This window comes from Kribbella sp. NPDC003505 (assembly GCF_040610875.1).
Taxonomy (GTDB): domain Bacteria; phylum Actinomycetota; class Actinomycetes; order Propionibacteriales; family Kribbellaceae; genus Kribbella.
Window position 1 is genome coordinate 14,409 of record NZ_JBEXNA010000008.1, and the last position, 17,910, is coordinate 32,318.

At 65.2% G+C, this 17,910-nt stretch carries 21 protein-coding genes; 11 read left to right on the forward strand and 10 right to left on the reverse strand.

Annotated features, from left to right (window positions below; all coding sequences use genetic code 11):
- The first annotated feature begins 83 nt into the window (after window positions 1-83).
- Entirely contained in the window at window positions 84-515 is a 432-nt protein-coding gene (locus ABZX12_RS26205; protein WP_355697231.1) for an SRPBCC family protein, read from the forward strand.
- Between the two features lie 16 nt (window positions 516-531).
- Here ABZX12_RS26205 and ABZX12_RS26210 read toward each other — a convergent pair whose 3' ends face one another.
- Window positions 532-1,341: an acyl-CoA thioesterase domain-containing protein gene (locus ABZX12_RS26210; RefSeq protein ID WP_355697233.1), complete on the reverse strand. Its 810-nt coding sequence runs from the start codon at window positions 1,339-1,341 to the stop codon at window positions 532-534.
- A 27-nt stretch (window positions 1,342-1,368) separates the two neighbouring features.
- Here ABZX12_RS26210 and ABZX12_RS26215 point away from each other — a divergent pair, with 27 nt between their 5' ends.
- The 7 genes from ABZX12_RS26215 (at window position 1,369) to ABZX12_RS26245 (ending at window position 6,289) form a co-directional block, all read left to right on the forward strand.
- A complete protein-coding gene (locus ABZX12_RS26215) occupies window positions 1,369-1,974 on the forward strand; it encodes a hypothetical protein (RefSeq protein WP_355697235.1) in 606 nt (201 codons plus the stop codon).
- A gap of 50 nt (window positions 1,975-2,024) precedes the next feature.
- Window positions 2,025-2,627, forward strand: a complete 603-nt coding sequence (locus tag ABZX12_RS26220) for a TetR/AcrR family transcriptional regulator (RefSeq protein WP_355697237.1) — start codon at window positions 2,025-2,027, stop codon at window positions 2,625-2,627.
- 66 nt (window positions 2,628-2,693) lie between these two features.
- Window positions 2,694-3,296, forward strand: a complete 603-nt coding sequence (locus tag ABZX12_RS26225; RefSeq protein ID WP_355697239.1) for a DUF2867 domain-containing protein — start codon at window positions 2,694-2,696, stop codon at window positions 3,294-3,296.
- A 134-nt stretch (window positions 3,297-3,430) separates the two neighbouring features.
- Window positions 3,431-3,877, forward strand: coding sequence for a hypothetical protein (locus ABZX12_RS26230; protein ID WP_355697240.1), 447 nt, complete (start codon window positions 3,431-3,433; stop codon window positions 3,875-3,877).
- A gap of 469 nt (window positions 3,878-4,346) precedes the next feature.
- Entirely contained in the window at window positions 4,347-4,712 is a 366-nt protein-coding gene (locus ABZX12_RS26235; protein ID WP_355697242.1) for a hypothetical protein, read from the forward strand.
- Window positions 4,713-5,379: 667 nt separating this feature from the next.
- A complete protein-coding gene (locus tag ABZX12_RS26240) occupies window positions 5,380-5,526 on the forward strand; it encodes a hypothetical protein (protein WP_355697243.1) in 147 nt (48 codons plus the stop codon).
- A 616-nt stretch (window positions 5,527-6,142) separates the two neighbouring features.
- Window positions 6,143-6,289, forward strand: coding sequence for a hypothetical protein (locus ABZX12_RS26245; protein WP_355697245.1), 147 nt, complete (start codon window positions 6,143-6,145; stop codon window positions 6,287-6,289).
- Between the two features lie 531 nt (window positions 6,290-6,820).
- Here the strand turns inward: ABZX12_RS26245 and ABZX12_RS26250 are convergent.
- From ABZX12_RS26250 to ABZX12_RS26260, 3 genes are all read right to left on the reverse strand, one after another.
- Window positions 6,821-7,360 (reverse strand): RICIN domain-containing protein, encoded by a 540-nt coding sequence (locus tag ABZX12_RS26250; protein ID WP_355697246.1) that lies wholly within the window; start codon window positions 7,358-7,360, stop codon window positions 6,821-6,823.
- Window positions 7,361-7,574: 214 nt separating this feature from the next.
- Window positions 7,575-8,435, reverse strand: a complete 861-nt coding sequence (locus tag ABZX12_RS26255; protein WP_355697248.1) for a hypothetical protein — start codon at window positions 8,433-8,435, stop codon at window positions 7,575-7,577.
- Window positions 8,436-9,085: 650 nt separating this feature from the next.
- Window positions 9,086-9,493 carry a hypothetical protein gene (locus tag ABZX12_RS26260; RefSeq protein ID WP_355697250.1) on the reverse strand — a complete coding sequence of 136 codons (408 nt, stop codon included), beginning with the start codon at window positions 9,491-9,493 and terminating at the stop codon, window positions 9,086-9,088.
- On the opposite strand from ABZX12_RS26260, the gene ABZX12_RS26265 reads away from it, so the two are divergent.
- On the forward strand, window positions 9,476-9,829 hold the full coding sequence (locus ABZX12_RS26265) for a hypothetical protein (protein ID WP_355697252.1): 354 nt from the start codon (window positions 9,476-9,478) through the stop codon (window positions 9,827-9,829). The two genes, ABZX12_RS26260 and ABZX12_RS26265, sit on opposite strands and share 18 nt — an antisense overlap.
- 1,252 nt (window positions 9,830-11,081) lie before the next feature.
- Here ABZX12_RS26265 and ABZX12_RS26270 read toward each other — a convergent pair.
- From ABZX12_RS26270 to ABZX12_RS26285, 4 genes are all read right to left on the reverse strand, one after another.
- Complete coding sequence (locus ABZX12_RS26270) at window positions 11,082-11,285, reverse strand: hypothetical protein (protein WP_355697253.1); 204 nt, start codon at window positions 11,283-11,285, stop codon at window positions 11,082-11,084.
- Between the two features lie 334 nt (window positions 11,286-11,619).
- The gene (locus ABZX12_RS26275) at window positions 11,620-11,862 is read right to left on the reverse strand and encodes a hypothetical protein (RefSeq protein WP_355697255.1); all 243 of its coding nucleotides are present in this window, start codon (window positions 11,860-11,862) and stop codon (window positions 11,620-11,622) included.
- A 908-nt stretch (window positions 11,863-12,770) separates the two neighbouring features.
- Complete coding sequence (locus tag ABZX12_RS26280; RefSeq protein ID WP_355697256.1) at window positions 12,771-13,463, reverse strand: SGNH/GDSL hydrolase family protein; 693 nt, start codon at window positions 13,461-13,463, stop codon at window positions 12,771-12,773.
- Window positions 13,460-13,966 (reverse strand): hypothetical protein, encoded by a 507-nt coding sequence (locus ABZX12_RS26285; RefSeq protein ID WP_355697258.1) that lies wholly within the window; start codon window positions 13,964-13,966, stop codon window positions 13,460-13,462. The genes ABZX12_RS26280 and ABZX12_RS26285 overlap by 4 nt, the downstream gene beginning before the upstream one ends.
- A 92-nt stretch (window positions 13,967-14,058) precedes the next feature.
- Between ABZX12_RS26285 and ABZX12_RS26290 the strand changes: the two genes are divergently transcribed.
- Window positions 14,059-14,697 (forward strand): TetR/AcrR family transcriptional regulator, encoded by a 639-nt coding sequence (locus ABZX12_RS26290; protein ID WP_355697260.1) that lies wholly within the window; start codon window positions 14,059-14,061, stop codon window positions 14,695-14,697.
- On the opposite strand, the gene ABZX12_RS26295 is transcribed toward ABZX12_RS26290, so the two are convergent.
- Complete coding sequence (locus ABZX12_RS26295) at window positions 14,692-15,342, reverse strand: hypothetical protein (RefSeq protein ID WP_355697262.1); 651 nt, start codon at window positions 15,340-15,342, stop codon at window positions 14,692-14,694. The two genes, ABZX12_RS26290 and ABZX12_RS26295, sit on opposite strands and share 6 nt — an antisense overlap.
- A 149-nt stretch (window positions 15,343-15,491) precedes the next feature.
- Window positions 15,492-15,827 (reverse strand): hypothetical protein, encoded by a 336-nt coding sequence (locus ABZX12_RS26300; protein ID WP_355697264.1) that lies wholly within the window; start codon window positions 15,825-15,827, stop codon window positions 15,492-15,494.
- Between the two features lie 698 nt (window positions 15,828-16,525).
- Between ABZX12_RS26300 and ABZX12_RS26305 the strand changes: the two genes are divergently transcribed.
- A complete protein-coding gene (locus tag ABZX12_RS26305) occupies window positions 16,526-17,362 on the forward strand; it encodes a hypothetical protein (RefSeq protein ID WP_355697265.1) in 837 nt (278 codons plus the stop codon).
- The last annotated feature ends 548 nt before the right edge of the window (window positions 17,363-17,910 follow it).

Consider the following 17,910-nt stretch of genomic DNA (forward strand, 5'->3'; position numbering starts at 1 on the left):
CCCGAGACCGGCGATCTCACAGATGTGACAGACAGCGATTACACGGCACAGTCGGTCATGGATTCCTCATGGAAAGGTTCAGCATGGACGTCGCGGCATCCCTTGTGATCGACGCTGCGCCAGAGATCACCTACGCGGTCTACGGTGACTATGAGCGGTGGCCGCAAACCTTTCCGACCATCTCCAGGGTCTGGCGGTTGCGACAGGACGGTGATGAGTTCCTAGTGGCTGTCGACCACGTCGAGGGCATCGTCACGAATCGACTCATCTTCAGGTCGCCACAGCAGATCGAGCTCCGTGAGGAGAAGCGTCACTTCGACGCGGTCTTCCAGAACCGCTTCGAAGCCGTCGCCGATGGCACCTTGTTCACGGTTGAGGCGAGTATCCGGTTCAAGGGATGGGCACGACTTCTGCGGCCGTTTCTGCGCGGATATGTGCGACGCCGGATCGAGCGCTACGTCTTGCGACCGGTGCAACGCGTGTCCGAGGCCCTGCAACACGATGGCGAGCAGTAGTCATCCGGCGCTCGTCTCAGGATCCTGTCATCTGCATCAGTACGCATCGGTGACTCACACGCGCGATCGGCCCTGCCCCAGTTCTGAGTGTCGCGTCGGTGATCGAGAAGCCGGCTGCCGACCACGTCGACCCGCCGTCCACCTGGATCCACTCCACCGAAGGGGGCCGGAGGAACGACACCACCAGGTCCGCATTTTGATAAGCCACCACCGGCGTGGAACTGGCCTCAGGACCGACGACACCGTTGGCCAAGTCAGCCACTGCGACAGCAAATGCAGTCCCAGACATCTCGCTTCCCTCAACCAACTCATGCCGCGGGCGCATCCAGGCGGTGCCCCAGCCCGCCATCACCTCGGGCTTCGGGATGCGCACCTCGATGCCATCACCGAAAAGCCCGCCGTAGACATCGAGCCGCGAAGGCGCCGGTTCGGACCAACCGCCGCCGACGTCCGGCACCGCACCGCCATGATGCGACGCGCAGTCCGCGAGACCGGCGCGCTCTGCGATCGCGAGTGTCGTGACCCGCGCACAGATGACGTCAGCAGCTACGACCTCGACCTGACCGAGCCTGGTGCGCCGGCCCTGGTGGATTACCGAGGTGCGCAACTCGACAGGCACCATCGGCGTGGGCCGAAGGAATTCTGCCGACACCCGAACAATCCGGCGTCCGTCCTCCCAGCAGTCCAGTCCTTCCAGGTGCCATACAGCCAGCCCAGCCAAGGAGCCGCCTGCCTGCGTCATGCCCCACGGACTCCGCGCGAGGTCCGACGGCTCGTAACTGCGGTCATCAAGAACTCGGTACAGGGCGGCTGACTTGTCTCGCATAGTTATAGAGCGTACATTCTAGTACGAATGCACTACAAGACGGGAACGGACATGAGCCTCTTCAATACGCATCGCCGTGAGATCCGCGCACCGGCGAGCGACGTCGGACAACTGATCGACACCTTGGCCGGTCCGGACGACCGCCTCTGGCCGCGGACCAACTGGTATCCGATGGCATTCGACCGCGGCGGGCTCGAGGTCGGCGGCAGCGGCGGCCACGGCCCGGTCGGCTACCGCGTGCGGGCCGTTGAGCCCGGGCGCAGCGTCACCTTCGAATTCACCGGCCGGCCCAAAGGTCTGCGGGGCCATCACCAGTACCTTGTGCAGCCTTTGGACGATGACCGCTGCGTGCTGTGGCACCTCGCCGACATCGAAGCAGGCTGGCCGCTGAAGCTGACCTGGCCGCTGTTCTGGGGCCCCCTCCACGACGCACTGATCGAGGACTCACTCAGCAATGCTCAGAACGCTGTCGAGCTCGGGAAGCAAGCCAGAAGCCCGTGGAACCTCTGGGTCCGCGTACTCCGGGCCGCGGTGCGCACACGGATACGTCGTGCGCCGAAGAGCTCGTTTCGGGACGGCTCACCCACGAGCCGCTCCAGTGACCCAATCGGCCGTCATGAGGGCCTCATCTGACCCATATCGGCTGGTGACCGTGACCGGGTACCAACGACTACGGTGGCAGCATGGCGAGACCACGCACTCACTCGGACGAGAAGATCCTCGCAACGGTCCGGCAACTCCTGTTGGAAGGCGGCCATCGAGCCGTCACGACCGCTGCCGTCAGTGATCGCAGTGGTGCTCCGATCGGATCGGTCTACCATCGCTTCCCTTCCCGCGATGCGATGGTCGCGGAGCTCTGGATTCGGACTATCGGCCATTTCCATTCGTTCCTCCTGAATGCCGCTTCCGACGCTCCCCCCGGCATGGACCGTGCACTCGCCGTCGCTGCCGCCACCATCGACTACGCCAGCAAGCACCCTGACAATGCCCGGCTGCTTGCCATGGCCAACAGAGCTGAGCTCCGAGCCGACCCGAATCTGCCATCCGACACCAGGTCAGCGCTCGAAGTCCTCAACCGCCCGGTCGAGCAGCTCTCGATGCAGCTCGCCCAAGAGCTCTACGGCGCAGACCCCGACCGCTCTGCATTGGATCGGGTTGGCCTGGCTGCTTTCGGCGTGCCCTACACGGTGGTCCGGCAGCGCCTCCAGCAAGACCTCGATCCCAGCGACCTGCAACCCCTGGTCGCAAAGACGGTCCGCGCGATCCTCGAGCCTGAAGACCGGTGAGTTCGCTGATGCGGCGGCGGCGCCGAAACGCACAACGTAAATGGCGTGATACATCAGCCTCCTGTGTTGAGGGTCGCACACGGTGAGCACATTTCGCGGCCGTGGCGAATCCATGAGATCGCTCATGACTTCGACATCGAAGACGTGTGGGCCCTACCCGTGCGGGGTGGGCCGGACGATCTCGGGCTCCTGATCGCGGGGATGGCAAACGCCCGCCGGACCGATGAGTCCTCCATAGTGGTCAAGTTCATCTGGGCGTTTCGGTGGAAGCTGGGCGCCTGGCTGGGATGGGACGGTCCGGACGAAGGGACCGGATCCCGGGTGCTGTCCCTGTGTGACCGCGTCGCCGTCGATCTGCGCGACGAAACGGCCGGGCCTATCACGCCGAACAGCCCCTTCGCGGTCCTGTACCAGACCCGCAACGAATACGCCGCGGAGATCGCCAATCGCACGATGCACGGCGTCCTGCATTTGGGATGGATCGACGACGGCAACGGCGCGTACCGAGGCCAAATGGCCGTTCTGGTCAAGACCAACGGATGCTGGGGCAAGGCGTACATGGCGCTCATCAAGCCGTTCCGTTATCTCGTCATCTACCCGGCGCTCATGCGGCAGATTGAACGCGAATGGGCGCGCGCGCGACGGCGATCTACAGAGGACACCCAGTGACATCGAAGTCGAGCCCTGCCGAGCGCCTCGAGCGCCTCTACAACGGCCCGGTGGGAAGTTGGCGCGTCCTCCACCGCGATGCAAGTCGAGGGGTCCCATGCTTGCGGCGCACCTTATCCATGGAGCGGAGCGACATGACGGAGTCCACCCGGCACCGACGGTGGCCGGCCTACCTGATGGCGGTGTTGCTCCTGGGGTATGCCGTCGGGAAGGCTGTGTTCGCGATGCGGTCGCGGCCGGGGTTTCCGAGTGGGCCGCCGGCCGAAGGGCACAGCTTTGTCCTGAGTACTGTGACGACACAGTGGCTCGCCGCCGCGACCGCGACGATCGGTGCAGGCCTCTGTGTGGTCAGTGCGATGGAGGTAGGACTGAAGGCACCGAGGAGGCTGATGCTGCCGGCCTTGGTGCTGTTGACATTGTCCGTCGGAGCGGGCGCGGCGATCGTCGTGATCGACGGGTTCATCGGTCTCGGCCTCGGCTGGCATTGGTACCACGGAGCGGTCGGCCTGGTCGCGATCGGTCTGATTACCGCGATGTTCCGTTCGTACCTCACAGCGACCCGGCGCTATGTCGTCCGTTGAACGGACGCAGCGTCCTCGTTACCCTCACGGACCTGCATTCCCGCGTCCGCCTGGTTGTCCTATGGGGGATCGTCCGGGCTCTTCGCAGCCTCGGGCTCCTGCTAGCGGGTGCCGATCTCGTCGGCGACACCCTGTCTGGGCAAACAGAACGCGCAACTGTTGGCAGCACTCTCGCCCGCTGGAGCCTCGCTGCGAAGCCATCCTTCGGCAAGCATCCATCGTTGTGATGTTGGCAAGTTTCGACACGGTTTGCTCGTGAGTTCTGACACCACTTGGTTGTACGGGAGGCTGGTGGTGAGAACCGGCACCGGTGGGCATCGGGGTGGATGCGGTCGTGGCTGTGACCTGTGGCTGTGGGGCCGTCGTGCTGCGGTACTGGGGTCATTGGCGGAGCTGACCGGGATGGATATGAAGGGCCCCTCTGGGCTGCGACGACTTGATGACGATTTCGACCCTCCAAGGCAGGAACATGACTGAGCCGGACCACCGCAACCACACCTACGTGGACCTGACGTCGCCCGAGTATTCCGCTCGATTCAGATCGAGCGAGGCGAGGGATTATCGGAAGACGGCCAGGGTGAAGGCGTGGTTGCTCACCCAGGACACGCCCCTGACCGCGGTGCTGGCTGATGGGACGCGGGAGACTGACCGGGTCGCCCCGGCGGGGCACTGGATGGTGGAGAACCCCGGCGGCGAGCGGTACGCCATCGACCCCAAAGAGTTCGAGGCACGCCATGACACGACGAGCGAGCCGGGGGTGTTTCAAGCGAAGGGCCGGATCTTGGCTATCGAACACGACCGGCGGCCCGGTCTGGATCAACGCACCATGGGTTGAACCCAGTACGGCGCCGGCGACTGCAGGTTCGCCTGCACCGTCCGGCCCGACGGCTCAATAGACCTCGATCGGCCGTACGTCATCGGGCGCGCCGAACTGGATCAGACCTACGCCGAAGAGACCGCGCCGACCGCTCCGGAGCTGACATCGGTGAGGCTCGCTGCCGCGCAAGCGCCAGCCCACCTCGCCGCCGTCGCGCCCGCCCTAGGCGCCGAGAGCGGCACCGAGGAGCCCGCGGACGACGCAGCTGTCCGGAACGGTGAGGCACCGCGTCGTTCGCCGGCACGGACGGGCGCGAAGCACGATCCACGGGTGAGGTGAGGTTCGGTCCGCGCGGCGACACCGTCTGCCAACTCCGACGTCGTCCGATGCCCCGGCGAAGAGGATGTCGATGAGCTCTGACACCCGTTTCGGGCCGAGATGGTGGCAGGATCGGTGGCGTGATGTGGTTGGAGGCGATCCGATGTCGCCGGTGGTGTCGGCGGCGAAGGGTCGAGCCGTATGCGGCGATCCGTCGTGACGCGCGGGCTGCCGTGTGGAACCGCGAGCTGCAGCGCGGGAACCGAGTCGGTTTTCGGACGGTACGCGCAGCTCTGGACTCTGCTTGGCCGCCGGAGCGCAGGCCGCTGCCGCCCGCGGCGTAGCCGGCTGGACGAGTTGCAGCCGGGTGATCGACGAGTGGCTGCGCTCGGACTTGGTTGCACCGCGCAAGCAGCGGCAGACCGCGAAACGGATCTTGGCCTGGCTGCTGGACGAACAAAGTGGCGCGCATCTTTTGTCTGATGTGCGTGGACGTCGCCGCCGCTCGGCGTGACAAGATCGGGGTCGAGGCTGGTCGGGGCATCGTGAACGCGTTCGTGCCGCAGGCCCACGCGCCGGGCTCGGAGGCCGAAATGGACTTCGGCGAGGTCGCGGTCCGGATTCGTCGCGAGCTGGAAAGCTGCGACATGTTCTCGTTCGGTTGTCGTACTCCGTCAAGAGGTGCACCGGGTGTTCGCCTCCGGCGGCCAGGAGGCCTTCCTCGAGGGTCACATGCACGCTTGGGTGTGTTGGGCGGGGTTCCGACTGGCAAGGTCCGCTACGACAACCCGAGGGCCGCGGTCGCGCAGGTGCTCGGATTCTCCCGGCAGCGGATCAGACCGACCGTGGACCGCATTCCCGCCCGCGCTATCGCCTGGAGGCGTTCTATTGCCTGTCCGGCGCGCACGAGAGGGGTGGTGGCGAGGGCTAGATCGGCTGGTTCCGTCGCAATCACCTGGTCCCGGTCCCGAGGTCCAATCGCTTCCGGGCTGAACGCGATGATTGACGGGTGGTATGCGCGGACGAGATCCGCCGGATCCGCACCCGCTCTCGGACGATCGGTGAGAATCTCGCAATCGAGCAGCCGCCGCTGGCGCCGCTGCCGATCGAGCGGTTCGAGACTGGTCACCGTGCGAATCAACCGCTACTCGGTGCCCACCCGGCTGATCGGACGCCAGGTCCGCGCGTTGTTGGATGCCTCCGACCTGGTCTTGTTCGACGCCCGGGTCGAGGTCGTCCGGAACGAGCAGCTGATCGCCAAGTGGGCTCCAGGGTGAACCTGAACCACTGCCCGGCGCGACAGCAGTGGAGCAGGCGAGGACAGCCGGGGTGTTCGCCCCGATCCACTATGCCTGGATCGCCTTCGCTCACTCCGCCCGAAAGACGTTTCACCGATCAGCCCCCGCGTGGAAACGCGCGAGCGCCGGTACCTATCGGACGCCCCTGGCTCACAGGCCGTACTAGGCATAGTGGTACGCCCCGGGATGGCCCACCACCGGAATCGCCTCGATCGCGAACATGTGCGAACCTGCAGGTTCTCGTCAGCACCCGTTTGCCCGCGGGACCTTTCCCGGCAGATCTCGCGGCTCGGTGGCAGGAACCGCGGTGCAATGCCCGATGCCGCCAGCGTGTGACGCAGGCGATCCTTGCATCTGTGGGCACCGTGACGGCGGCATGATCCTCTGCCCGGTCATGTCCCGCACCTCAGCTAAGAGCCGGGATGACCACAGACAGCGCGTCTGCTCAAGGTAGCGTGATCAGCCGAGTGGTCGAGTCAGGATAAAACCAGGTAGGAGCGGTTCAAGGCATCAGGTCAGCCACCACTGCTGGTCCGGGTCGTTGGCGCAGCTCCACTGAATCGCCTGCACGATCTGCCCGCTGCCGTCGGGAATGGCCAGGCATTTGCCGCTCCAGACATTCACCATCCGGTACACGGGAAGGCCGTTCTCGTACCAGTCAACCCGGATGAACCAATAGTTGACCCAGGCATCCTGATTACAATCCCACAGAATCACCGGAGCTCCGTCGTACAAAGCACCACCGCTGACACCGGCACACCTTCCGCTCCACGGATTGACAAGCCAGTAGCGGTCGCTGTCCTCGCCGGGCGCATCGACCTTCTTCACGAAGCTCCAGGAAAAGGACGGATCATGGGTTGTCGGATTGTAGATGGATTGCTTTACTGGTGCGCCGTTCTCCGCACCGAACGGAACCAGTTCCATATTGCTCTCTTTGTTCTCGATGAGGGACCCCTCAGGCACGCTCTGCACATGGACAGCACCCGCCCGAGCCTCGGTCACTGGGGACAGCGCCGACATGCCCGTCGCCGCCATTGCCACGGCGGCCATAGCCGCTGCCAACTTCCGCTTCCATACTGAATCAACCATCCGCGACAACCTCCCGATCGATGCACCGCCGGCCAATGATGTTCTTCAGCCCACCCTTCAGGACATACCTCCTACTCGCATCGGCAGGACCACCAGGCGTGACAGCGCAGCCGATCTGGTGCCGCAGCGCGCGTGCTGCAGAACCGGCAACGCCCTACTCGGATCACGTCGGAGGTCAGCTGCCGCGGACCGACAGCGGGAACCAACGAGTCCCGAGCAGGCGAATCGTGCCCTTGCCTTTCGGGGGAATGTAGGCGACCAGTTCGAAGCGCTCCTGCCGCGTGATCGACGACCTCATCTCTGACGCCAACCCGAATCCGTGATGAATGTCGCCGGCACCATGGGTATCCCAGACCATCGTGATGTCGCCCTTATTGCGATAGGAGTGCTGCAGGTCGAGCCCGAACCAGACGAGTGCGCCGCCGGATTTCGTCCGCAGGGCATATACCGGGGTCCTGGCGTCCACGGCTCGGCTCGTCCCGGCCCAGCCGTTGCTCGTGTAGGCACTCCGATTATCGGCGACTTTCCGGAGCACCGATTGGAAGGCCTCATCCTGCGTGAACTGTTTGGCGTACGGGCTCTTACTTCCCACGGTCGCAGCGCTCGCCAAGACCGCGGCGATTTTGCCCGGCGGGGTCGCCAGTCCGGAATCGCCTGCGTCCACGACCGCCGGGAAATCTGCAACATCGACGCCGGTCGCCAGCGCACCGTTGGTCTTGCTCGAGAACGGCGCGTAGGTCACCCGCCACGGCGCACCGCTACGCTCTTGGACGAAGAGCAGGAAATCCCGAGTCGCGGGCGCCGAGCCGCGATCCGTCGCAGCTGTGAAGAACCACCTCGGATAGCCGGCGAGCAGCGGGGCCGCACCCAGCGCTCCGACATACTTGACCGGCGGATAGTTCAAGTCGTTTCTCCGGAACACCCGGTACTGCGCGCTGTGGATCTTCAGAGCTGATCCCGTCTCGACGTTCGCGGCACGTGCGGGGTCCAGTTGTGCGTTCGCCTGGCGGATCGCCGGAAGATAGCGCTTCAGCACCTCCGCCGCTCCGCGAGTGCTGATCGCGGGGGCCAGCCTCGGCCGAGGCGATGGGGATGGGGATGGGGCCACGGCCGCCGCGCGGTCTCCGGTGCCCTCCTGATCGGCGTCACAGCCCGTCGCCGCCAACAGGAGAGCAGTGCACACCGCGGTCGCCGGCATCCAGCGCATTCGTCTTCTCGCATTCGTCGAAGGTGGACCTACCCGAGGACCTCGCATCTTCTCGGGGCAGGTACTGGTCTTACTCGCATGTCCGCGGACGACTCCTTTGTCTGGAGCCGACAGCCAAACGCGATGACGGATAGTTCCGACCACTGTCCGACGCAGCGCCGTCACGTACCCACGAGCCGCTTAGGTGCGCTGTGTGAGTTGTCGCTCCGGCCTGCCGTCGTCGCAGCTGACGGCTAAGTAGTCTCCGACGCGGAACCAAGAACTCGCATCCGCAGAATCGCCAGAGCCGGACGGCAAGTTCCTTCGAGTCGAAGCTGCTGGCCATCGCCCGGCTCTCGCCCCTGACCGAGCGCGTGACAGACGCATTCTTGCGCCGTCCGGCTGCGCCGAGAGGCCGCCTGCTGCACGCCGACAAGCGCGACAACTGCAGTCCGTGATGTTCATGGCCTGCTGGGCGCTGCATTTCGACCGTCGAACGATCAATGACGAGGCCATCCCGAAAACCGGCCTTCCACCGCGCGAACGACCTCGACAGCCGCATCGGCGATCTCCAGACCGGATCCGCTCGCAATCGCGCGACGACTTGTGACATATGCGGAGCCGCTCAAGGACAGCAGATCCTGAAAACCCCAGTCGATTGCGGCCGCGATGTCCTGACGCACCACCTCCTGTTGGTCAACCGGTACAAGCACGGGGAGGGCGGAGTGTTCGAACAGCAGGGCAGCTGCCGCGCGCGCCATGCTCCGACTCGATTCCTTCGCCATCCGACATAGCACTTCATCGCCATCGGCGCCGAGTTCGGCGCCGAGCGGCCAATACAACATGTTGCCCACCCCGGCACGGCCGTCATGCTGCCAAGGAACTGCAAGATGGGTGAACTCGTGCACGACCGTCGTCAAGGCAGCGCGACGCTCTATCCACCGATCGGCCGAGGCCATTGTTTCCTGGCGTGCGTACATCTCCTGCAGGGGCTCGACAACGAAGTCACGGTGGAGACGCACGGAACCATCGCGTTCTACTGCGCCAGCAAGCTCAACTCCCTGGTCGACGTAGTCGAGGACCCCGTTCCACAAGCACCTGTCCGCACCGGACTCAGCCATCACCGCATCACGCACACGCTCCCACAGCCCATCCCCGACATCCGGCACCTCGCTACTCGCCCGCCGCTGGACGCTTCCATCGGTCATGCCAGACCTGCGGCGTCCGTGAGCATTGCCGCCTGAGCACCCAGCCGAGCCACCGCACGGTCCAACTCCTCTGGCTCGATGAACTTCCACCACGACTCACGAGCGACCTTCTGTCGCGATGCAAACGCCACATGATCCGCCGAGCGCTCCATCCGCGCCGTCACACCACACACATCGGCAGGATCTCGGCGCTGCAATCGGCAGAGGACGCAACGGCCGGCTGCACCGGGGCATCCCGAGCGCGAGCGTCCGGGATCGCGAATTCGATTGTTCACAATCCCATCCCATCGCCGTCGCCCCGTCAGGGCATCGGCGACATCGCCAGTCGTAGAGCGTCGACCTTCGAGGAGGCGTTGGCCATCTCGACCCGCAGGCTCGTCACCCTCGCACAGACGTCGGCCTCCAGTACTTGGTGTTCGCCTGGGCCCCCACGCAGGTATTCGGCCGGAGTCGGCGATCACTTCGGCGGGTCCACCGCCCCTCGGCGCGCCAGATGCGGCCGACCCAGTCGGCCGCGCGCACGACGTCGTCGTGAGGCACGGTCCCGAATCACCAGGCCGAGAACCAGCAGGCACCGGACACGAGCAGCGTGTTCAGGGTGATCTCGATCCGCTCGGCTCGCGTACACGGGCCGATCCTTCCGAACATTTGCGTAGCTCGGACTACCCCGCGGAACCTGACCTCAGCCGCGGTCTCGGCCCGGAAGACCCACTATCCCTTGGAACGCTCGGCCGGTTTCGACTGGACGGACCGGCACCGAAATCACTGTCGATTGCCGCGGGCGGATCGCACCCGCAGCAGGCGCCTGCTGGTTCAACGCGGCCCGCAGCGCCGTGAGAGGCTGGTCCGCCGAACCGGGGCGATCTCGCCGAGGCTCGCTTGGCAACGCATCTCGACCCGACGGACGATCAACAGCAAGCGTATCTCGAAACCGACCTTCGGCCGCACGGACGACCTCGGCCGCCGCCGCGGCGATCCTCACGCCGGAGCTTCTGGCAGTCGCGCGACGGTTCTGGCGTCGCTCCTCACCCGAGGGAAGGTCCTGGAAGCCGCCGTTGATTGCGCTCGCGATCCTCCGACGCACAGACTCCTCACGGTCAGGGGGTACGAGTGAAGGGAGACCCGAGCGATCGAACAGGAGGTCAGCCGACGCACGCCCAGTCGTCACACCGAACTCCTTCGCCATCCGCCGCAGTACCTCGTCACCATCTACTCCGGTCTCGGCCCTCTGATGGCGCGCTCGGATCTCGGCCGCGATCTGATCCGCGAAGGTGCGCGCAGCAGGCTCCTAGTCCGGATATTGATGCGCACAGGCAACGTCCTTGATCCCGGCGGCCAGGTGCGGCGGCAACGCGCGGGCGGCGATGCGGTCGAGGCACGCGTGGGCCCATGCTTCAGCGACAGCTTCCGCGATCTTCACGTGCCAGATGCTGACCGCGCCGCGGGCAGGGTCGGTGCCAGCTGGAACGGCTAGGTGCGTGAACTCGTGCACGGCCGTGACCAAAGCAGCACGACGCTGGACCCACTGATGGAGGGTCGCGATTCGTTCCGGGCTTGCGTACATCTGCTGCAGCGGCTGGACAACGAGGTCCCGATGAAGAGCCACGGAACCGTCACGCCGCACCTCCCCAAAACATGCGGTCCCTGGGTCGGTGTACATGAGTACCCCGTTCCACAAGGATCTGTCCGCGCCCGACTCTGCCAAGACGGCGTCACGCACGCGCTCCCACAACCCGTCGCCGACATCCGGCACCTCACTGTCCGCCCGCCGCCGGACGCTTCCACGGGTCACTTCAGAGTCACCGGCGTCCTGTCCCCCGAGAGGCTCAGTGCAGGACGTCCTCAGCACGTCGCACCGTCTCGCCCTCTGGCTCCCGGGCTTCGGCGACCAGGTCGTCCAGCGTTTTCAAATACCGAGTCACCCAGGCTCGATCCAGATCGTCCATGAATTCAGCAGGCTGGACCCGCCGCCTCGCCACCGGAACGTTCAACTCTGCCGGATCAATGACCTCCGGCCACCACCCGCGAACGACCTTGCGCCGCGCCGAATCAGGGACCTCGTATTCCATCGAGCTCTCTCTAGGCACTCGGATGTTCACACCCCTATCTCAACTCCGCCGCCCCATGACGGCATCAGCGAGATCGCCAGTCACGCAGTACAGGGTTCGCGTTCAGGTCTCGCACGTCTCCCCGCCCGCGCGACTCGGACACCGACGGCGCTACCGCCGCAGTGGATCGAAAGCTCCACGTCCGCGGACTGCACCAAGCCCGCCGGGCGACCGCGGTGCTCCGAGCCGCGCTCGAGCAGGATGCGCTCGGGAGTTTGGCGAAGCTGCCGATCGGCTGGCTTCGTTGCCCGACGAACCTAGCCGATCAGGCCGTCGGAGGTCGTGTCTGTGTCGCACCGGATTAGCCGCGACGCCTCCTTTGATCTGGTCCAAAACACCGGAGCGAAATAGACGATGCTGATGGCAAGGATCCTGATCTAGGCGCAGGTCTCTGTGAGCCTGGCGACGCCCGTCGAGGCAGCCACGCGGTGGCCACTGAGACCCGCGCCCCGTCAGGATCCGTCGCCTCACGGCTGAGCCCATCGTTTTGCTGATCTTGACGAAATGCGCCGGTCGGTCAACCGTCGGCATCACTCCAGATCTCGCTGTCCAAGCCATTCGGTGCGCATGTTCAGTCCGGGCCGGCGTGGGTATGTGCATCGGACCGCCTGGACTGCAGGGGACGATCCAGAGGAGATCAACAGGCCGAAATTGCCCGGCGCTGGCCTGTTGCCGAAGCCGGCGAAAGTGCCGCATCTCCACCCAGACCTAGGTCGGACGTTCGTGATCAGCTGATTGTGCGGCATGGCGTCGGTCGTGGTGATCGCGGGCTCGATTTGGTGACGGCACCGCCAGCGTGACCAGATCAGCAGTTGTGATGTCACCGCGGCGACAGGCCGTCCGGAGAACCACATTCGGAATGCGATGCGTCAGACCGGAATGTGGTCGGCGACGACCTGTGCCCAGCGCCGGTAGCCGGCCGCCGAGAGATGGAATCGGTCCGCTGCGAAGAAATGCCGCTGCGGGGCTTCGGTCATCGTGACCCAGGTGGCGCACGAACGCGTCCGACAGATATCGCGAGAGACCTCGTCGAGTGCCTCGGCACGCGCCCTCAGCACCCGGCCGAGCGTCGGGGGGACCGACGGAAACAGTGCGAACGGCGGGATGCCCGCCACGATCACCTGACCGGAGCGGTCCAGGAGGTCGTCGACGATGGCTGCCAGGTCCGCGGCCCACTCCTCGGGGTGCCGACCGCCCATGACGTCGTTGCCGCCGGCCAGGAGAACAGCCGCGTCGAGTTCCTCGCCGACCTGCGACAGCAGGCGGTAACGGATCCGGCGCGCGGTGGCGCCGAATTGGCCGACCACCTGCCACCGGACCGGCCGCTGCGTGCGGGAGCTCAGCTCACGGGCGAGCCACCCGGTGAAACTCTCGTCATGGTTATCGACCCCGCACCCGGCCGCCGTGGAATCGCCGAGGACGACGACGCGCAAGGGCGGGCGGACCATCGACGTTCCGACCGTGCCGCTGGTCGGACCGGCCGCCGGCGGGGCCATCTTGATGGTGGCCCTGAGCCACAACCCCTGCATCGTGGCGATCGGCCGGTCCAATGTCTTCATCATCGGCTCGACACCCCATTACGGGCCATGCCCGCCGCGATCCGGGACGCCGCCTTGCGTAGAACGCCGGGCACGAGCTGGCGATGCACGGCCGACAGCGGAGGCCAGATCAGGTGCGCCAACCAGCGGTCGTAGCGTAGAAATGTTGCCAGAGCCACGCTGTCACCGGTCACTTGGACGACGAGGTTGGCTGCCAGGAACCAAGAGGTGGCCTCGAGTCGGATCCATTCGTCATCCCGCTCGCGGATCTGCCAGCCGGCCACGATATCCGACGACACAGTCCGGTCGAGCCGCAGGCCCAGCAGGCCTCGCCACACAAACAGCTCTACGGCGTCGGGTGTGTCGCCGAACATCACCCGGGCCCACCGTTCGACCGGTGAGGCGGCGACGTCGATCGGCAGCACAAAGTGGTCGGCGTAGTCGATCCGAGACAGGGAGCTGAGGGTACCCACCGACGCGGGCAGACATTCGACTCCGACTGTGCCGACGGTGTCGCCTACGCTCATGGTGAAAGCCCCATTCGTAATATACGGTACCGTACATCGCCACTGTAGCGAGTGAGTGAGGCCGTGTACACAACAGGACGAGGTGAGACGCAGTGGCTGCCACCCGTACGCCCCGCAACAGGTGGATCGAGGAGGGACTGCTGGTCTTGGCCGAGGGCGGCCCGGACGCCGTCCGGGTCGAAGTGCTCGCGAAGCGGCTCGGCGTCACCAAGGGCGGTTTCTACGGCTTCTTCGACGACCGTGACGCCCTGCTGCGCGCGATGCTCGACGTGTGGGAGCGCGAGAGCACCGACGAGGTGATCGCGCGCGTCCAGCGTGAGGGTGGCGACCCGCGCAGTCAGATCCAGCGGGCCGGTGTGCTTACGTTCTCGAGTAGCCGGTTGCTGCCGATCGATCTCGCGATCCGCACCTGGGCGCGGCGCGATGCGGTGGTCGCCGAGCGACTGCGCGCAGTGGACAACCGGCGGATGGCACTGCTGCGCCAGATGATCGGCGCCTTCTATTCGGACCCGGAGGAAATCGAGGCCCGCGCCTTGCTCGCCTTCTGCATGGCGATTGGCGTGCACTTCCTGGCCGCCGATCACGAGCAGCGCACCCGGGGTGAAGTTGCGCAGCGTGCGCTCGACCTGTTGTTCGATCCCGCCCCCCGCTCCGCGGCGGCAAGGCCCCCGGCGTCCGCCAAGGATCGTTCACAAGGCTTCCGCACGAACACTGGTTGCGCTCGGTCATAGCAGCTTCTTGAGGACAAGCATCTGGTTGGCGCCCCGTGGCAACTCGTACGGGACGTCACGAATCGCCCACGGCACGTTCAACCGATAAAGGAATTCGGCTAGGAATTCGACGGGCCGACCGGTCCCGCGCCCGAGTAGGGGGAAGATCCGAACCTGGCCCGAGCAAACCCTCAGCAACTCACGTGCGGCGGCCACATGCCAGTCGAGACCGTACTGGTCCGACCGTGCGAAGAGCAGATGCGAACACAGCACCATGTCGAAATGTCCCGGCGCGAACGGCAGGTTGGGCAGCGCAGCGGCCACATAGCGCTCTGGGTGCCGGACCTTGTCGACGAGAAGGTCCTCGGCTGCCTCAGCTCGCAACAAGTCCCGTCGCGCCGGCGGACCGTACCATGTCCAGACGAAATCGTCGGCGTGGTCGTCGTTGATTCGACGTGTCTCCTGAGCCGCGTTCCGAAGCGCGATGGACAGATCCCCGTCCGGTACTGAATAGGCAGGAACCGCCTCGACTGTTCTGACCCCTCGCCGGTTGGCCTCTGCTGTGAAGCTCGACCCGCCCGCAGAACAGTCCAGGATGCTGGGTGGAAGCTCTTCGAGGTCGAACATCGCGACGTACTCGGCGTATGAACGGGCGGCCATCAACATATCAGGGCTCCGCAGCTCGCACTCGGGATCCAGTCACCCCGCGGTATGCCAGGACGAGGGCCGCCGTAAGAGCTGTTTGGCTGGCGGGCAAGGCCACCGACGTCCTGACTCGTTGGCGTGTGGTGAACTGGTGACACGGACCTTGCACCTCAGGGTTGGACGCGACGGGTGCATGGGCTCCAGCGACTGAGTCGGACGGCCAGAACCATGATGACCACGCCGCAGATGATGTCGGCGCAGACATGGATTTGTCGCCACCACACCATGTCGGTGGCGCCTTCAACGAGATAGTGACCGATGCCGATCAGTCCGCTGGTCGCGTAGACGGCCAGCAGCCATGCCGCCGGCTTTCCCTTACCTTGAAGCAGGAGACGCAGTCCGAACACACCGAAGGCTGTGAAGACGAACCAACTGGCTGCCACTGCTGCGAGCGGTGGTGGAGGCAGCCCCAAGGTCTCACCTTGCGGATAATGACCGTAGTTCACGGTGTTATCCACATAGTGAACGACTGACACAGCGAAGGCGACGAGGAGTGCGATGACGACAGTTCTGGGCCGCGGCATTTGATCTCACCGTTCAAAGTCAAGCTGATATCGAACTGATGAACCCATCAGGTACATTCCGGGCGCTACAACTGAGAATTCGACCTGCCCGGTCCGCAGCGGCGAGGCACAGGTGCCCTGGACCCCGCGGACGTCACCAGCCACTGGTTCCACGATCCTCCGCGGCGCTGGAGGTCGCATCCGCAACTTCGCCGGTCCCGCCGACTCGGTCGTGCGGCCGTACGCATGCTGTCCGTCGGCCAACAGAGGTCCCCGTATCCGCCGAACGGCATGTTTCATTCAGCGTTCGCCCGCGGCACGACGGCGCGGGTCGAGTCGACAACCGGCAACGGGGGGCGTACGCCGTGTCATCAAGGCGTCGGCCGGCTCGGTGTACGCCTCCGACCTTTTGATGTACGCCGAGCCCGATGCCGGAAAGTACGACGATCATGCTTCGGCGGGGCGACACCGCGTTTTCGGTGACTTCCTGCGCAGCCCTGAACAAGACTATTTACCGTTGTAGCGAGAGCGTGACTTTGCGACGTACCCGCTGTGACACTCAGGACAAACGATCGATCTGCTGACCTGCGCTCCCCCGGACGGGGGATCCGAGCGCGGGTGTGTTTGGACATACTGACCGCATGAAACGAGCAGTCGTGCTGTGGGCGTCGGCGTACGGTGTGGAGCGGATCTGGTTTGCGACTGGCCACGCACCCGTCTGGAAGTTGCCCGGTGACGATCTACTGATCCCGAATTGGCTCTCGGTCGTTGGTTGTGTTCTGACCGCCCTGGCCATGACCACGATCAGACCAAGGATCCTCTGGGCACTGGCGGTTGGCTGGGTCCTTTCAGCCGCGTTCATCCTGCTCGACCTGGTCGCCGCTGTCCTCCCAGGACTCGGCATCCCTTTCGACCCGCTTGGCATGCTGAGTCGTGTCGGCGCGATCACCGGCGCCACACTTCTCGGCCTAGTGGCCAAGGCTCATCAACCCGCCTCCAAGCCATGGCCGCGCTGGGTCTCCGCTGCGGGAGCCAGCCTGGCGTTCGCCGGATGCCTGACGAGGCTTGTCGCGCAAGCGGTCGTCGGCTTCGACCGCTCGCCATTCGGCGGCCACCTGTCGCTGATCGCCTTCGAAGGTGGCTTTGTACTGGCAGGCACCGTCCTACCGTTCCTGCTCGTTCACCCGATCGGCCTGTGGTTCCCGCGCTGGATGCTATTGCTCCCCGGCTTCACGATCGGCTTCGGTATGTCAGCGTACTTCGGCGTCGGCCTGGTCCAGATGGTTGTTGCTGTAGCGCAAGGCCAGCCCGTCGCCGGCGAGGGCAGCGGCCTGCCGGACAGCTTCTTCTGGGTCGCGATCCCGGCGTACCTCACGTGGGGAGCCGGCCTGGTGGCTGCCGCGCGGGGATATCAGTTCGCCACCCGAAAGGGAGCTCGTCCCGAGTACGACCCTTCGAATCAAGGGCGGGCGGCCTGATAAGTCTTGAGGATGGTCAGGCCGAGGCGGCAGCACTGTCGCTACAGTCCGACGACAGCACCTCTGCGTGTGGCGCGGCAGACACCGGGATCGATGTAACGCTTCGCGCATGTTCAGCGATGCGGTTACGGGAAGTACGTCAAAGTCGGGGACGACCTATGTACGACGTCATGGGCGCCGTGCTGGCATCAGTCTTGCTGGCTGCTGGTCTGACTGCCTGCAACACTCCTAGCGTGGAAGAACAGACCTGCCAGCGAAAGGCGTGGAATTACATCGGCGACGAATCCATGCTGCGTAAGTACCATGGCAGGAGCCCTGACGTCACCCGTTGCCTCAGGCAACCCGCCACAGCCGTTCGAAGTGGCACGCGATCTGCGGCTGTGGCCTTGTCCGGTCGGGTGGCGCCACGAACAAGTCGACAGCAATGTCTGCTCGGCCGATTGGCATTGCGGATCACCGCGGCACCGTCGCCCTGTCATCAACGATCGAGGGCTTCGGCGCCTTCGCAACCCTGAACGGTCGCCACGCTCACCCTAGCCTTGTGGTCC

What these genes read in the sequence shown, in the direction of transcription:
- ABZX12_RS26235 (WP_355697242.1), top strand. Translation starts at nt 4,347, where the DNA reads ATGACTGAGCCGGACCACCGCAACCACACCTACGTGGACCTGACGTCG.
- ABZX12_RS26205 (WP_355697231.1), top strand. Translation starts at nt 84, where the DNA reads ATGGACGTCGCGGCATCCCTTGTGATCGACGCTGCGCCAGAGATCACC.
- ABZX12_RS26210 (WP_355697233.1), bottom strand. Translation starts at nt 1,341, where the DNA reads ATGCGAGACAAGTCAGCCGCCCTGTACCGAGTTCTTGATGACCGCAGT.
- ABZX12_RS26280 (WP_355697256.1), bottom strand. Translation starts at nt 13,463, where the DNA reads ATGATGAAGACATTGGACCGGCCGATCGCCACGATGCAGGGGTTGTGG.
- ABZX12_RS26250 (WP_355697246.1), bottom strand. Translation starts at nt 7,360, where the DNA reads ATGGCCGCCGTGGCAATGGCGGCGACGGGCATGTCGGCGCTGTCCCCA.
- ABZX12_RS26230 (WP_355697240.1), top strand. Translation starts at nt 3,431, where the DNA reads ATGACGGAGTCCACCCGGCACCGACGGTGGCCGGCCTACCTGATGGCG.
- ABZX12_RS26265 (WP_355697252.1), top strand. Translation starts at nt 9,476, where the DNA reads ATGGGTGAACTCGTGCACGACCGTCGTCAAGGCAGCGCGACGCTCTAT.
- ABZX12_RS26220 (WP_355697237.1), top strand. Translation starts at nt 2,025, where the DNA reads ATGGCGAGACCACGCACTCACTCGGACGAGAAGATCCTCGCAACGGTC.
- ABZX12_RS26215 (WP_355697235.1), top strand. Translation starts at nt 1,369, where the DNA reads ATGCACTACAAGACGGGAACGGACATGAGCCTCTTCAATACGCATCGC.
- ABZX12_RS26285 (WP_355697258.1), bottom strand. Translation starts at nt 13,966, where the DNA reads ATGAGCGTAGGCGACACCGTCGGCACAGTCGGAGTCGAATGTCTGCCC.
- ABZX12_RS26305 (WP_355697265.1), top strand. Translation starts at nt 16,526, where the DNA reads ATGAAACGAGCAGTCGTGCTGTGGGCGTCGGCGTACGGTGTGGAGCGG.
- ABZX12_RS26275 (WP_355697255.1), bottom strand. Translation starts at nt 11,862, where the DNA reads ATGGAATACGAGGTCCCTGATTCGGCGCGGCGCAAGGTCGTTCGCGGG.
- ABZX12_RS26295 (WP_355697262.1), bottom strand. Translation starts at nt 15,342, where the DNA reads ATGTTGATGGCCGCCCGTTCATACGCCGAGTACGTCGCGATGTTCGAC.